The sequence below is a fragment of the Paenibacillus silagei genome (genome assembly GCF_017874735.1).
Lineage (GTDB): Bacteria > Bacillota > Bacilli > Paenibacillales > Paenibacillaceae > Paenibacillus_AQ > Paenibacillus_AQ silagei.
In genome coordinates this window covers 1-16,197 of the sequence record NZ_JAGGLV010000022.1, presented here as the reverse complement: position 1 = coordinate 16,197, position 16,197 = coordinate 1, and the positions used below count along the sequence as shown (strand labels likewise).

10 protein-coding genes and 3 riboswitches are annotated in these 16,197 nt (G+C 51.0%); of the genes, 8 read left to right on the top strand and 2 right to left on the bottom strand.

All coding sequences use genetic code 11. From position 1 onward, the window contains the following. Positions 1-435 precede the first annotated feature (435 nt). On the top strand, positions 436-1,974 hold the full coding sequence (guaA, locus tag J2Z70_RS25380) for a glutamine-hydrolyzing GMP synthase (protein WP_209877820.1): 1,539 nt from the start codon (positions 436-438) through the stop codon (positions 1,972-1,974). A 238-nt stretch (positions 1,975-2,212) separates the two neighbouring features. Here guaA and J2Z70_RS25375 read toward each other — a convergent pair whose 3' ends face one another. After that, the gene (locus tag J2Z70_RS25375; RefSeq protein ID WP_209877818.1) at positions 2,213-3,220 is read right to left on the bottom strand and encodes a phosphotransferase; all 1,008 of its coding nucleotides are present in this window, start codon (positions 3,218-3,220) and stop codon (positions 2,213-2,215) included. After that, positions 3,217-4,290 carry a ribosome small subunit-dependent GTPase A gene (gene rsgA, locus J2Z70_RS25370; RefSeq protein WP_209877816.1) on the bottom strand — a complete coding sequence of 358 codons (1,074 nt, stop codon included), beginning with the start codon at positions 4,288-4,290 and terminating at the stop codon, positions 3,217-3,219. The genes J2Z70_RS25375 and rsgA overlap by 4 nt, the downstream gene beginning before the upstream one ends. A 537-nt stretch (positions 4,291-4,827) precedes the next feature. Next, positions 4,828-4,927, top strand: a riboswitch (purine riboswitch). Positions 4,928-5,053: 126 nt separating this feature from the next. Between rsgA and J2Z70_RS25365 the strand changes: the two genes are divergently transcribed. From J2Z70_RS25365 to J2Z70_RS25335, 7 genes are all read left to right on the top strand, one after another. Next, positions 5,054-6,454, top strand: coding sequence for an NCS2 family permease (locus J2Z70_RS25365; RefSeq protein ID WP_209877814.1), 1,401 nt, complete (start codon positions 5,054-5,056; stop codon positions 6,452-6,454). Positions 6,455-6,611: 157 nt separating this feature from the next. Then, on the top strand, positions 6,612-8,612 hold the full coding sequence (locus tag J2Z70_RS25360; RefSeq protein ID WP_209877812.1) for a dolichyl-phosphate-mannose--protein mannosyltransferase: 2,001 nt from the start codon (positions 6,612-6,614) through the stop codon (positions 8,610-8,612). Next, entirely contained in the window at positions 8,609-12,448 is a 3,840-nt protein-coding gene (locus tag J2Z70_RS25355) for a glycosyltransferase family 39 protein (protein ID WP_209877809.1), read from the top strand. The genes J2Z70_RS25360 and J2Z70_RS25355 overlap by 4 nt, the downstream gene beginning before the upstream one ends. 96 nt (positions 12,449-12,544) lie before the next feature. Further along, entirely contained in the window at positions 12,545-13,522 is a 978-nt protein-coding gene (locus J2Z70_RS25350; protein WP_036723823.1) for a glycosyltransferase family 2 protein, read from the top strand. Next, positions 13,512-13,916, top strand: coding sequence for a GtrA family protein (locus tag J2Z70_RS25345; protein WP_036723824.1), 405 nt, complete (start codon positions 13,512-13,514; stop codon positions 13,914-13,916). Before J2Z70_RS25350 ends, J2Z70_RS25345 begins: the two co-directional genes overlap by 11 nt. Before the next feature lie 68 nt (positions 13,917-13,984). Further along, entirely contained in the window at positions 13,985-14,638 is a 654-nt protein-coding gene (locus J2Z70_RS25340) for a class D sortase (RefSeq protein ID WP_036723825.1), read from the top strand. A 125-nt stretch (positions 14,639-14,763) separates the two neighbouring features. Beyond that, positions 14,764-14,845: riboswitch (cyclic di-GMP riboswitch) on the top strand. Between the two features lie 73 nt (positions 14,846-14,918). Then, positions 14,919-14,999: riboswitch (cyclic di-GMP riboswitch) on the top strand. Between the two features lie 13 nt (positions 15,000-15,012). Continuing rightward, positions 15,013-15,822 (top strand): transglutaminase-like domain-containing protein, encoded by an 810-nt coding sequence (locus J2Z70_RS25335; RefSeq protein ID WP_209877807.1) that lies wholly within the window; start codon positions 15,013-15,015, stop codon positions 15,820-15,822. Positions 15,823-16,197 lie beyond the last annotated feature (375 nt).

Here is a 16,197-nt window from a genome sequence, read left to right as displayed (position 1 = left end):
GCCCAAATGTAATCGAAAAACCGACTATATATTCGGCGCTGCGTGGGCACGAGGACCAAATGTAATCGAAAAACCGACTACATTCGGCGCTGCGTGGGCACCTGGGCCAAATGTAATCGAAAAACCGACTACATTTAAATCCACGCTCCCCATGCCAGATACTATCCACCCCCAGCCAGGGCTATAATTTTTGACTGTATTTCCATAACATAGATACCGGCTCCCGGCACCAGTGAATCGGCAGACATTTGCTCATCTGCAGGTATTCTTTACTGTCATGGCCGCGAGCCTGTTTCCGCTATCTTTGCCCCATGCAGGTATTCCCTCCACCCCTACCACAGCCAGCCCAAAACCTTGAAACAGAGGGACCCCATTTCCTTGACGCTGAGAATTAACCATGAGTATAATGAATCCAATAATCAAGGGAGGCAAGTAATGAACAAGCCAAATGAAATAATCGTTGTTCTGGATTTCGGGGGACAGTATAACCAGCTTATCGCGCGCAGAATTCGTGACCTGGGGGTATACAGCGAGCTTCTGCCGTACAATACACCGATGGAGAAGATTAAGGCCTTATCACCCAAAGGTATTGTATTCTCAGGCGGGCCAAGTAGTGTCTATGCGGAGAATGCACCACATGTCGACCCGGCGATTTACGAGCTCGGGCTGCCGATCTTCGGAATCTGCTATGGGATGCAACTGATGGCACAGCAGCAGGGAGGCAAGGTGGAGCGCTCCGCCAAGCGCGAGTACGGCAAAGCCGATGTGGAATTCGCACCCAGCTCCGTGCTGGCAGCGGGCCTTGATAGCAAACAGACCGTCTGGATGAGCCACGGCGACCATGTAGTGGAGCTTCCGGAGGGCTTTAAGCTGGATGCCGGTACAGAGAGCGCGCCGATTGCAGCCATGAGTAATGATGAACGCAAATTCTTCGCCGTTCAGTTCCATCCTGAGGTACGCCACTCCGTGAAGGGGAATGAGATGATCTCGAACTTCCTGTACGAGGTCTGCGGCTGCGAGGGCAAATGGACGATGGAGTCGTTCATCGAGGATGCTGTTAAGGACATCCGTGATAAAGTCGGCGACCGGAAGGTGCTCTGCGCACTCAGCGGCGGCGTGGATTCCTCTGTTGTGGCGATGCTGATTCACCGTGCGATCGGCGATCAGCTGACCTGTATGTTCATCGACCACGGCCTTCTGCGTAAAGGTGAAGCGGAGAGCGTCATGGAGACGTTTGTCGGCAAGTTCGATATCCATGTTGTCAAAATCGACGCTCGTGACCGCTTCCTCGGCAAGCTGGCCGGTGTGTCCGATCCCGAACAGAAACGTAAAATCATCGGCAACGAGTTCATCTACTGCTTCGACGAAGAATCGGCCAAGCTGGGTGACTTCGCGTTCCTGGCCCAGGGTACACTGTATACCGATATCGTAGAGAGCGGTACAGCAACGGCGCAGACAATTAAGTCGCACCACAATGTCGGCGGGTTGCCGGAAGATATGAAATTCAGCCTGATCGAGCCGCTGAACACCCTCTTCAAGGATGAAGTCCGCAAGCTGGGCGAAGAGCTGGGCATGCCGCATGCGATCGTGTGGCGTCAGCCTTTCCCGGGTCCGGGTCTGGCGATTCGTGTGCTGGGTGAAGTGACCGAAGAGAAGCTGCAGATCGTTCGCGATTCCGACTATATCTTGCGTGAAGAGATTGCCAAGGCGGGTCTCGACCGCGAGATCTGGCAGTATTTCACTGCACTCCCTAACATGAAGAGTGTTGGCGTAATGGGTGACGAGCGCACCTATTCCTACACCGTAGGCATTCGTGCGGTAACCTCCATCGACGGCATGACCGCTGACTGGGCACGTATCCCATGGGATGTGCTGGAGAAAATTTCGGTCCGCATCGTCAACGAAGTAGATAACGTGAACCGTATTGTTTACGATATTACTTCTAAGCCACCTGCCACGATCGAGTGGGAATAGATCAAGGATAAAATAAAAACTCTCTTCTATCGGCGATTTTTGCTGATGGGAGAGAGTTTTTTTCGAAATATAAGAACTTATATGTTGCACACGATAACTTATCCTTCTATTTCTCGCTGAAACGGTACCGTCCTTTAAAAGGACGGCAAAGCCGTTTCCACTTGCCGAAACGGTTATGACAAAAAAGAACTCCAAACCCTATATTATGGTTTGGAGTTCTTCCCGCTTAGGCGGATAGCTACAAGCTCTTCAACTCATAAATCTTCTCCAGCGTATCCAGACACTCTGTCTTCTTATCATCATCCTCCGCATGAAGATATCCCTCCACCAGCCGGTATCCGAAGACGAGCAGAATGAATTCGTAGACGCAGTGGCCGGCAAGCGGGGCAATCTCTCCCGCATATTCCGTGAAGCCCCGGTAATAAGCAGGGACACACCGCTGATAGTATTCAATCATGTGATCAAGATCCACCTCATCTGCAATCAGGCTGGCGATGTCCTCGCCGAGGTAGCCCCAGCCGCTGGTATCCCAGTCGATCAGCGCGATGGTCCCGCCAGTATAGATGATGTTGGTTACCCAGAAGTCCCGGTGGCATAACACCAGAGGCAGGCTTTCAATCCGGGCAAAAATATCGTCCGAATGCTCATCGATGTCAATGAGCATTTGCCGCACATGCTGCGGGAATCCGCATTCCTCTGAACGGATATAGTCGTAGACAACCGGCCAAGACCGGTAGTGCAGATACGTATTCTTCATGAGGTCTGCATGGCTCAGGTTGGTCAGACTTTGCAGCACCTCAGGCTGCTCCGCGTACAACTTCCCTTGATACCGTCCCAACTCCATTGCCGCCTGTTCGTACATATCACCCGTTAGGTCCAGGCCGGATATACCGTTGATATATTCCAGCCATAGCTGGTACTCATTCTCTTCATCATTCATCTTCGCGTGATAACACACCGGCCAGCGGAAGGTATCATTGAAGGTCGCTCCCAGCTCAGAAGCGTAGAGATCATATTCCCGCCGCCATGAATCCGGGTCATTGTAACGTTCCCATTTCTTTTGAATTTTCAGCACGATGCGGAACGGCAGGCTCTCCCCGGCAGCACTTGCAGCGGTTCCGGTGACCAATTGCACATCCCCCACAGTTCCGCCGTGTAACTGTAGCGTTTCGTAATCTGCAGAGGTAATCGTTGTATTAAAAAGCTGAGATAGAGCAATATATAAAGCATCTTGGTTTATCTTCATTTGTATCGTCCTCCGTTTTTCTTCATTTGCTTGCGCTGCATTGCAGCTGACTGATTGCGGGCATCCTTGTCCCTGAGATAGTGTGTTTTGTCCTGGACGAACCGGTTCTCCTGCTGCTGTGAGTTGTAACGCTCCCAGCGTTCACGCGGCAAGGAACCGTCCGCCAGGGCGGCGAGTACCGCACAGCCCGGCTCGGACTCATGGCGGCAGTCATGGAACCGGCACCCTGCGAACCATTCCTCCACATCGTTGAAGCCTGCAGAGATGCCTTCGTCAGCATCGAATAATCCAAGCTCACGCATCCCGGGAGTATCGATTACCATTGCTCCCGAGGGGAGCATGAACAACTGGCGGTGGGTCGTCGTATGCCGTCCCCGGCTGTCTTCCTCCCGGATGGCACTGACCTTCATAACATCCCGTTCCATCAGGGCGTTAAGCAGCGATGATTTGCCGACTCCGGACATGCCAAGGAAGACGACAGTTGAACCTGGCTCAAGGTAGACATCGAGCTCATTCAGCCCGAGACCGTTATGACTGCACACTGCGTGCACGGGAACATTCGGCATGCTCTGCCGGACTTCTGCCAGCGGGAGGCTGTAGTCTTCTGTGAGATCCGCCTTCGTCAGAATGATGACCGGCTGGCCGCCGCTCTGCCTGGCCTGGGTCAAATAACGCATCATGCGCGTGACATTGAAATCCTTGTTCAGGGAAGACAAAATAAATACATAGTCGAAATTGGCGGCTACGACCTGTTCCAGAACGGTTCTGGTATATTCTGCGGCATGGCCGGAATAATTCGCACGCGAGAACTTGGAGCGGCGGGGGAGAAGCGCTGTAATGAGCGATTCCCCGCTTTCGTTCGGACGCAGCAGGACGAAGTCGCCGACGCACGGGAAGTCCCCGCGCGATTCCGCACTGTGATAGAACGCGCCTTTGAGTACAGCGGTCAGCTCGCCCCGCTCTGTGATTACCGTGAAGCGCTCCCGCCGGAGCTCTGTAATTCTGCCAGGCAATAATCCGGATGGGATTTCCTCTATTTCTGTGTATCCATAGGTTTTTAGATCCATCATGGTTTTGGGTTAGCTCCTTATCTGTTGTTTGGTGGACGCAAAAATGCCGCGGAACAGCAGCCTCAATAAGAAGCTGCTGTTCTACGGCATCAAGATGCAAAGAAGATACGACCTTCATCGTATCCCGCAAACAGCAATATTCACGAAAGGTTACTTGGGATGGCATACCAAATAATCCAGGCGTTCGCCTGATTTTTAAGATGTATGCCTGCTATGCAGTTTTAAACGGAAACCACCATATAAGTAGTAGCCAATCAAAACATCCCCTTTCGGATAAGGAACTTGATTAGAAATTTAATGCTTATCGCTAAGCACATTCAGATTAACATAGATTTGGTATGCAAATCCATGTAGAGTTTGATTATAGTTAATTTAGTGCGGAACTATCCGCATTTATGCTGCAATGTTTGGCGGATTCTCCCTGAACCAAGCAGTATTTGTCATAGAAATGTTCAATTTACGAACATTTGTGTAAACCTGACGGCCAATGTTCGTATTTACCATTGACAAGAGCTGTCATCTCCCCCTAAAATGATAAAGCGCTACAGCAAATATATTCGTATAATTCCGGGGATCGGCCCGGAAGTCTCTACGAGGTCACCGTAATGACCTGGCTACGATTAAGAAGAGCAACTTGTTCTGGGATTTCCGGCGATTGTCCGGAATTCCCGGCAGCCATCTCTTTTTCGGGCCGGTGTCTTCCCAGATGCCGGCTTTTGTGTTGCTGTATTGGCACAACATACAACCTTAGGGGGAGAACGATTTGAACCGCTTTTTCAAATTGAAAGAGAACGGCACCACAGTACGTACAGAGATCATGGCCGGTATAACCACGTTTATGGCAATGGCTTATATTCTGTCGGTTAATCCAAGCACTCTGACTGCCTTCGGCCGCATTGATATGGGCTGGTATTCCGTATTCCTTGCGACGGCACTGGCAGCCGGTATTTTCACCATTGCCATGGGGGTATTCATTAACTTCCCGGTCGCTTTGGCACCTGGTATGGGCCTTAACGCATATTTCGCTTCCGTCGTCTTATCCTCCGCCACCACGGAGCATCAGTTCACCTGGCAGATGGGGCTGACCGCCGTCTTCATCTCCGGGATCGTATTTATCCTGCTCACGATCACCAGGGTCCGGCAGATTCTCCTCACTGCTATTCCTGATAGCCTGAAGCATGCGATTACTGTCGGGATCGGGATGTTCATCACCATTATCGGCCTGAAGAACAGCGGACTGATGACCATCGGCGTTGAAGCCGGAAGTGATATCGCCGCTAACAAATTTACAGATGTTCTTTCTTTTGAAACTGTAATTCATATGGGCAGCCTGGAGAACACCAATGTTCAGCTCGTGATTATCGGCCTGCTGCTGATCTCCATCTTAATGGTACTGCGCGTTCGCGGCGCCATCCTGTTCGGAATTCTCGGGACTACCGTGGCTGCAATCCTAATGGGGGCTGTGGATTTCAGTTCATTGAGCAATCCGCAGACACCATGGATTCCTGACTTCACCCAGCTCAACTTCTGGGAATTCGACTGGGAAGGCATTATGCACACAGGTATCGTATCGGCGATTGCCACTTTTACCTTCGTAGAACTGTTCGATACCTTCGGTACGCTGGTAGGTACTGCTGAACGTGCCGGAATTATGAAGAACCCTGAAGAAGGCAAGAAGCGTGTCGGCAATGCCATGTTCGTAGATGCGGTAGCTGTTGCGGGCGGTGCGATGCTGGGGACTTCCACCACTACCGCTTATGTAGAAAGTGCAGCCGGTGTAGCTGAAGGCGGACGTACGGGTCTGACTGCAGTAACTACAGGGATCTGCTTCCTGCTTGCCTTGTTCCTGGCTCCGGTAGTCGCTCTGATCCCTGGTCCGGCCACAGCGGCAGCGCTGATTATTGTCGGTGTTCTGATGGCTCAATCGATCCGTGAGATCGACTTCCAGGACATGGTGCTGGCGATTCCGGCCTTCCTGACCTTCGTGATCATGCCGTTTACGTATAACATTGCTAACGGGATCTCGTTCGGGATTGTTACTTACGTGATTCTGGCTTGTGTAGCGAATATCGCCGGCAAGAAGAAATATGATATCCACTGGATGATGTGGGTGCTGGCGATTCTGATCATCCTGCGTTATGTTCTGATCGGCAGCCAAGGCTAATAAGCTCCACGGATTCTGACTTACATTCTGCGGTCTCTTCATTATATGAAGGGGCCGTTTTCTTTTTATTCTTTTAAGGGGGGAGCCGCGCGGGACAAGCTGGGTTTTACCCTTTTCATCAACCAATATTTAGATTATATTGTTGAAGAGGTGATAAATGGTGTCCGGTGTATTCAATCGAGTGTACAAGTTCTTCCGTAGCCAGCCCTGGCCGGTGCTGCTGTTCCTGCTTGGGGCAATAGTCCGTATTCTATACATAACTTCTATTCCACCGGGACTGAACCAGGACGAAGCCTCTATCGGCTATGATGCCTACGCCATTCTGCACTACGGGATGGACCGGAATGGTGTTCATCTGCCAATTCACCTGATCGCCTGGGGGAGCGGACAGAATGCGCTATATGCCTACTTGTCCATGCCGTTCATTCTGTTGTTCGGTCTAACGCCATTGTCTGTAAGGGCGCTTAGCCTGATCATGGGACTACTGGGCATGCTGTTTTTCTATCTCATTATGAAAAGACTGTCGGCCTCGACTGGAGCCGGGACCGCTGCCATGTTCTTTATCGCCATTAACCCGTGGCATATTATGATGTCCAGGTGGGCATTGGAATCGAATCTGTTTCCTACAATGATTTTGATATCCGTATACTTTCTGCTGCGCGCCTTTGCGAATCCAAGGTGGCTGTACGCCTTTACCGGCATGCTGGCCCTCTCGCTGTATGCTTATGGAACAGCTTACTTCTTCGTCCCGCTATTTGCGCTCGGTACGGCAATTCTTCTATTATATAGCAAGGTCCTGAGACCTCGTGCCCTGGTCTGGAATTTCGTATGGTTTGCGGTACTGGCGCTGCCTATATTACTATTTATTATCATTAACCGTTACGCTATGCAGGATATAGCCACTCCGCTGTTCACAATTCCGAAGCTCACGACCCCGCGCGTGGAGGAGATTTCATCCGTATTCGGCGGCAGGCTGTGGCAGGCGGCTGCGGATAACCTCACTGCGTTCAGCAAGCTGATGTGGAGCGGAAGTGACGGCTTGGCTTGGAACTCCATCTCTCCTTACGGGTATGCGTACCCGCTGGCGCTGCCTTTTGCACTGCTCGGCCTGACCGTTCTCCTGCATTCCTGGTGGGCAAGCCGGCGGGAGAGGGAGAGCGCTGGTAGGGGAGCCGTGCTGCTATGGTTCCTGGTGGCGGTGCTAATGGCGCTGATTACAACTGTGAATATTAACCGGATTAATATTATTTTTTATCCGTTCATTATGCTGGTAAGCACCGGATTCGTCTGGCTGGCAGGCAGAGTCAAAGGGATAGCCATCCTGGCCGCGGCCGGGTTCGCCATGATGTTCATTTTATTCTCCAATACGTATTTCCGCGAGTTCCCTGAACGAATCGGTCCAGTCTTCTATGAATCCTTAGGGGAGGCTGTGCAGTATGCTTCGGAACACAGCTCCGGTGAAGTCTATCTTACGAACCAGGTGAATATGCCTTATATTTATGTGCTGTTCTATGAACAGATCAGCCCGCATGATTTCCTGAAGTCCGTTCAGTATGCCAATCCGGGAGAGGCCTTTCAGCGCGTCTCTTCCTTTGGAAGATACAGGTTTGATGATCTGAACAGGGTGCCTGCGAATGCCGCATATATTTATGCGAATACTGCTGCGCCGCCTGCGGCAAGCGCCGGGTCCAGAGTGAAGCGTTTTGCCAACTACAGCGTAATGCTCACCAGTGAACAGAATGGCGGGCCTCAAGATACACCCAAGACTGCTGCATTTGAATTTGTGAATGGCGGATTTGAAGAAGGGACGGCAGGCTGGTCCTTCTCTGCGGGAACGGGAGTTGCTGTCAACAACCCCTTCGCCGGGAGTAAGCTGGCATATCTTGATCCCGGAACGGAGAACATCGTTTCGCAGGCTTTCACTGCACCAGCCGGTGAGTACAGACTGACCGTCATGTCCAGTAGCGGCGGCAGCGGCGGGAAGATCGGCATCCGGGCAGCCGGTAAGCTGCTTGCAGAGACAGAGCTGCCTGCGGCGGAAGCCTATCAACAGGTCACACTTCCTGCGGTCACTCTGGAGCAGGGGATACAGGCAGAAGTATACATAACCGGCGGTAATGGCTGGATTAACATTGACGAGGTGAGGGTAGAACGATGACCAAGAAGGTACGTGCAGCGGCAACCGTTATACTAATGCTCTTATTATTTATTCTTCCTGTAACAAGCATTTATGCCGAAGGGAATTTGTTGCAGAACCCGGGCTTTGAAGAAGGCGAAGAGGGGGCACCGGCAGGCTGGACCAAGGACATGTGGATTGCCGGAGATGCGGCGGGCTCCATATCCGTTCAGTCGGAAGAGGTTCATTCCGGCAGCAAAGCGGCGGTTATTGAGAATCTGGAGCCCAATCACCTGAAGTGGGTGCAGACCGTTACCGTCTTGCCGGATAGCTATTACAGAATCTCTGGATACGTCAAAATAGCCAGCACCGCAGGCGGGGGAATCGGGGCCAATATTTTCCCGGTAGGCATTGGGGGCGGTTATCCCGCTACCAGCGATACCGGCGGTGAATGGCAGCGTCTGGAGTTCATCGGCCAGACCGGCAAGGAGCAGACCGAGATCGGAATCGGCGCTGCGCTGGGCGGCTATGCCAATCTGATTCAGGGTAAGGCCTATTTCGATGATCTGTCCGTAGAGAAGCTGGATACAGTACCGGAGGGATCGAATATCATCTCACTGGACAGCGGCGCCCAGGCTCCCCCGGCAGATGCGGACGGCGGAAGCAAGCCGGAGGAAGTGCCGCATAAGGTGTCTCCGGCCAAGCTGCTGCTGCTTTCTGGAGTATTCTGCCTGTTCTTTGCTTTTCTGTACACAAGAGCCTTCCGCAGTGAGCGTCTGCTGAGACAGGAGGATGTAATCTACACCCGCTGGCTGTACGTTTTGTTTGGGGCGGCATTCATCCTGCGGATCTGGATCGGCCTTACGGCACAGGGCTATAAGAATGATATGAACACCTTCATGGCCTGGGGCCAGCGTCTGACCGACCTTGGACCGGGCAAATTCTATGAGGAAGGTTATTTCGCCGATTACCCGCCGGGGTACTTATATGTGCTATACCTGCTTAGCCTGCTGCGCGGATTATTTAACTTTGCGGGCGGCTCAGGTGCCGAGACGGTTCTCTTCAAGCTGCCCGCGATGCTCTCGGATCTGGTGCTTGGCTGGATTATCTATAAGAGCGCGCGAACCAGGCTCGGCTCCCGGCTGGCTATGGGGCTGATGATGCTGTTCCTGTTCAATCCGGCTGTGCTGATGGATTCGGCAGCCTGGGGGCAGGCGGATTCCTTTTTCCTCATCTTTCTGCTGCTCAGTATGATCGGGGTTGTTGATAAGCGCTTCGTACGTGCAGCGATCTTCTTTGCCGTCGCTACATTAATCAAGCCGCAGGCGCTGATTTTCACACCTGTGCTGCTGCTTGCCTTCTACCATCACCGGGCCTGGAAGCAGCTTGCGCTGGGCGCCCTGTACGGACTGGGGATTTTCCTTGTCCTCGCAGCCCCGTTCTTCTGGAACAACGGCGGTTTTGCAGGCTTGATTAACCTCTACAAAAGCACACTGTCCTCCTATCCGTATTCCACAGTGAATGCATTCAATCTGTATGCCTTGACTGACCCGATGTGGTCGGCGCTGGATGTGACCTGGCTCGGCATACCGTATCGTATATGGGGCTTTATTTTCATCCTGGTGGCAGTAGCACTTGCTGCTTATTATTCCTTCAATACCAAGGACCGCAAGGATCTCTCCAAGTCCTACTTCATCGCTATGGTGCTGATCACGATTGTCTTCGTATTCGGTACCAAAATGCATGAGCGTTACTTGTATCCGGTACTGATTCTGTCCTTATTCGCCTTCATGGAGAGCCGGGACCGGCGGTTCCTGACCCTGTTCCTCGGGTTCTCCCTGACCCAGTACATCAATGTTGGTTATACACTGGCGTATCTGAATACCGGCGGAAATCCGCCGGCTGACGGCATTGTTCTGGTTACAGCTATTACCACTATCATTCTTGCGATATATCTGCTCTATATTGGATACGATGTATATATCCGCCGAACTGCGAAGCTTTTTCCTGAGCCGGTTACCCCCAAGGAGGCGTACGCAGCAGATCTGCTGCTTGCAGAAGGCATCAAGCCGCTTGCTCCTGCTGAGCGCCGTTCTCCGCTGAAGCTGAAGCGCAGAGACTGGATCTGGATGCTCGGTATCACCGTGCTATACGGGGCGCTTGCCCTCTATCATCTGGGAGATAACAAGGCACCTGAGACTCTGTGGGAGCCAGCAGCCAGCGGCGAGAGCTTCTATGTGGATCTGGGGCAGGCCCATCAACTGGAGCGGGTTAATGTGTTCGGCGGTGTCGGAACAGGGAAGTTTCAGCTGGAATTCAGCCAGACCCCTGATAATTGGAGCAGCCCGCTTGAGGTAAGCGAGGATGTGGGCAATGTCTTCATCTGGAAAAGCCAGCCGCTTAACGTATCTGCAAGATATGTCAAGCTCTCGGTTACGTCTCCAGGCTTCACTCTCAATGAGATGGCCTTCTATGAGCAGGGGGCACCGGAGGTTCCTCTGACGATAGCAAGCGTGACACCCGATTCGGGAGCAGAAGCTAAAAGAGGAACGCCGGCCAATCTGTTTGACGAGCAGTCCGTCATACCGGGGAACTCTAATTTCATGAACAGTACGTATTTTGATGAGATCTATCATGCCCGTACAGCTTATGAGCATTATCATAATATTGTTCCTTATGAGAACACGCATCCGCCGCTTGGCAAGCTGCTGATCGGGGTAGGGATGGAGCTGTTCGGCGTCAATCCGTTCGGTTGGCGGATCATCGGCACCTTGTTCGGGATTGCGATGCTGCCGCTGATCTATATCATGGCGATTCGGTTGTTCCGTAAGACCACCTATGCTGCACTGGCAGCGGGATTATTCGCTCTGGACTTCATGCATTTCACCCAGACGCGGATATCGACCATCGATGTGTACGGTGTATTCTTCATTATGCTGATGTTCTATTTCATGCAGCGGTATTTCACGATGAATTTCTACCGGGTGCCGCTGAGGACCACACTGGCTCCGCTGTTCTGGTCCGGCCTGTTCTTCGGCATCGGGGTTGCTTCGAAGTGGATCGTGATCTACGGAGGCGCAGGACTTGCTATTATGCTTGCGCTGGTACTCATTGAACGCTATAGAGAATACAAGGCTGCCGGACGCCTGCTGGCTGAAGGCAAGCTGAGCGGTCAGGAGCTCAAAGCCGCCTGCCGGACTGCAGATCAGTCCTTCTGGAAGAACACGATCATCACGCTGGCCAGCTGCATCGGATTCTTCGTCATCATTCCGGGAATCATATACAGCCTGTCCTTCATTCCTTCACTATCTGCGTCGGCAGAGGGCTTCACCGTTAAGGGGCTGATTGATGCCCAGAAGAATATGTACAACTATCACAGTCAGCTTGTAGCTACACATCCGTTCGCCTCCTCCTGGTGGGAGTGGCCGTTCATGAAGCGTCCGGTGTGGTTCTTCAGCGGCGGCGAAGGCTTGCCTGCAGGCAAGGCGAGCAGCATAGTAACGATGGGCAATCCGCTGATCTGGTGGACAGGAATCTTCACGATGCTGGCTGCTGTATGGTTCACCCTGAAGCGCCGGGACAAGAGCCTGTATATGATTTGGATCGGCTTCTTCTCACAATATGTTCCGTGGATGCTTGTGCCGCGTGAGACCTTCCTGTACCATTACTTTGCGATGGTGCCGTTTATGATTCTATCCATTGTGTACATCCTGAAGCTGCTTGACGGCAGGTTCCAGGGTGCCAAATATCTGCGGTACGCCTATGTTGCGGCCGCCGCCATCCTGTTTGTAATGTTCTATCCGGTATTGTCCGGCATGCAGGTGAACAGCAGTTATATCATTCATGTACTTCGCTGGTTCCCTTCCTGGGTATTCTAGGAGGGGAGCTGTAAGAGCCGCATAGTTGCTCAAAGCTGATGTTGATGAAGCGCATCAAGGAAGCTGTGGCTTACAATAAATTGAGGAGGAACCCTTGTGAAGGCCAGATATAGTGTAATTGTGCCCATGTATAATGAGGAGGAAGTCATTCAGATAACCTACGAACGGCTCAAAAAAGTAATGGATGAGTGCGGGGATTCCTATGAGCTCGTGTTCGTCAATGACGGCAGCCGGGACCGTACGGCTGAGATTATGCGCGAAATCAGTAATAGGGATGAGCATGTCAAGCTGATTGACTTCTCCCGTAACTTCGGCCATCAGGTGGCGATTACGGCGGGTATGGATTATGCTGAAGGCCAGGCTGTTGTGGTGATTGACGCAGATCTCCAGGACCCGCCGGAGGTCATCCTGCAGATGATCGCCAAGTGGAAGGAAGGCTATGAGGTAGTCTATGCCAAGCGGCTGAAGCGCCACGGAGAGACCTTCTTTAAGAAGGTGACAGCCAAAATCTTTTACCGTCTGCTCAGCAGCATGACCAGTGTGGAGATTCCCACAGATACCGGGGACTTCCGGCTCATCGACCGTAAGGTCTGCGATGTGCTGCGCGGTCTGAAGGAGAAGAACCGTTATGTACGGGGGCTGGTAAGCTGGGTCGGCTTCCGGCAGACCATGGTGGAATATGTGCGGGAGGAACGCTTCGCCGGGGAGACGAAATATCCGCTCAAAAAAATGATCCGCTTTGCGCTCGACGGAATCACCTCCTTCTCGCACAAGCCGCTCAAAATCGCTTCTTATGTCGGCTTCTTCCTGTCCTTCTCCAGCTTCATCTACCTGTTCCTGGTCTTATTCCAGAAAGTCTTCACCTCTTGGACTGTGCCGGGCTGGGCATCTATTGTCGGGGTGAACCTGCTGTTTAACGGCATTGTGCTGATGCTGCTGGGCGTGATCGGGGAATACATCGGACGGATCTATGATGAATCTAAGGATAGACCGCTTTATATCGTACGCGAGACCCGAGGCTACCCGGAGGCAGAGGCCGAAGACACGCGGAAGGCAAGCGATTATGCAAGATAAGGCTTGGCGGGCAGGGATGATCCAGTTTCTGAAATTCAATGCGGTGGGCCTGCTTAACACGTTCATAGATTTTGCGGTATTTACCCTGCTTCATTCCCTGGGGATGCTTAACACCCCTGCACAGATTATTTCCTACAGTGCCGGGACGGCCAACAGCTTTTTCTGGAATAAGAAGGTGACCTTCAAGGGCGGGAACAGAGGCGGGAATAGCGGCTTTGACCGGATGCAGCTGGTGAGATTTATTGTCCTGAATCTGATGGTGCTGGGCATTTCGGTGCTGCTGATTCATCTGCTGACTGACCGGCTGGGCGTCCAGGTGCTGATGGCCAAGGTGCTGGTTACCTTTGTTACAGTAATCATTAATTTCTTTGGAAGCCGGAAGTGGGTATTTTAAAGAGAGCGTATATCTTCCCCGTATTCTGTGGAGGAAAGCACTTATTCTATGTTGCGGAGGCGATTGTCATGCGGAAGTTATCCTATTTGATTATACTTGCCGGGGTCCTGATTATGCTCTACCCCAAAGGAAGCGAATGGTACGAGGACCGTCAGCAGCAGAAGCTGCTGGAAGAGGCTGAACAGGCCTATAGTGAAATCGTTCCTTCGGCTACGGCTCCTGCCAGCCAGGATCTGAGCAAGCCTTATGCAGAAGTCACCCAGCTGCTGGCTGAAGAGTCTGGTGCGGAAGAGCCGGTGCCCACTACAGCGCCCGAGATTGAAGTGGGAGGCAAAATCACCGCTATTATTGAAATCGATAAAATCGATCTGAAGCTGCCTGTACTGGAGGGCGCCACCAAGACCAATATGAAGCATGCGGCGGCACATATGAAGGAGACAGCTCCGATTGGCGCGGTAGGCAATGCAGCGATTGCGGCACATCGGTCAAGAACGGCAGGGCGGCTGTTCAACAGACTGGATGAGGTCGGTAAAGGGGATGCCATTACTGTTATTACAAGCGGACAGGAATACAAATATGTTGTATATGATGTATCTATTGTAGAGCCTACCGATATTTCAGTACTGAAGGGTAAGGATGATGATAAAATTCTGACCCTCATTACCTGTGATCCGCTTGTCAACCCGACCCACAGACTCATCATTCATGCAAAGTTGACCTGATTGTTATAGGGCAATGCTGAGAAAGGTCAAAAAACATAAAATTTTAGTCTATTTTTGCGGGAATCTAGTGATTTGGGTCTTGCTAATAGATTGAGATATGGTAAGCTATAACTATGAAAGCTAATACACGATAACGGCAAACCTATCGAAAGGTAGGGACGCAAAGCTACAGGGCCTTCCCGTCATGGATGGCAGCCAGTTACCGAATGAAGAGGCTTTTTTTGTTTGTTTTCATTCTGAATCTGTCATTATGTGGCAGTAGATTGGACAGATAAAGCTTATACGATAACGGCAAACCTATCGAAAGGTAGGGACGCAAAGCTAAAGGGCCTTCCCGTAAGAATGGCAGCCAGCTACCGAAAGGGGTTTTATCCATGAAGAAGTTTTATTTAATGCTGATTACACTTTTTGTGATCGTCACTTCCGTGCAGACAGGCACTGCTCAAGCAGCAAATGCAGATTCAAGCTGGTTAAATGTTGGACAACTTGATCAAGGAGTTATCGGGGTTTCGTACGATGTTCCTAAGGACAAGAAGATGAAGCTCATGATTACCAAGGACAATAACAGCTATACTTACAACTTATACACTTCCAAACCGACCGAGACGTTCCCGCTGCAACAAGGTAATGGCTCTTACAAGGTCTCCGTTCTTGAGAATACTACCGGTAACAAATACAAAGTACTATCTTCCGAGACTGTATCTCTCTCAATGAGCAATGTGAATGCCGTATATTTGAGCTCTGTACAGAATGTAAAGTGGAGTTCTTCCGATAAATCCGTTCAAAAGGCAGCACAGCTTACAAAGGGTCTGACCACAGATGCAGACAAAGTTAAGGCTATCTATAATTACATCGTAGCTAACGTGAAATATGACTACTCTCTGGCCAACAGTGTAAGCACAGATTATATTCCGAACAACGACAACACACTGGCTACCAACAAAGGTATCTGCTACGATTACGCTTCCTTGTTCGCTACTATGCTCCGCAGTGAAGGGATTCCAACCAAGTTGGTTATGGGGAATACAAGCTATGTAACTTCATACCATGCCTGGAACGAAGTGTTCCTGAACGGCAAATGGGTGACGATTGATACTACAGTGGATGCAGGTCTGGGTAAGAAAACAGCATCAACAGAACTGATCAAATCAGCAAGCAAATATACTGCAGCGAAATTCTACTAAGAATAGCTGTAACTACAGCATTATCTGAGAATAACCCGCTTAGTCATTAAGCGGGTTATTTTTATTTATATAAAGGTTGCTTTTTAATAGAAGGATAGGTTATTATAAATAAGCGTTGTTGGAGCGGCAAAGGAAATGAGAGATTACTTAAATAAGTGATTTCAAAAATAAAGCTTGCATTGCTCAGATGAACGTGATATATTATAAGAGTTGCTGGTGACGACAACATCGACACTAACAACGAGCTTGATCTTTGAAAACTGAACAACGAGTGAGTATCGGAGATCACTTCGGTGAGATCCAAAAATGAGAATGTAAATTCTCGTCAGATGTTTCAAAATGAGCAATCGCTCTTTCTAAATACCAATTTGGAGA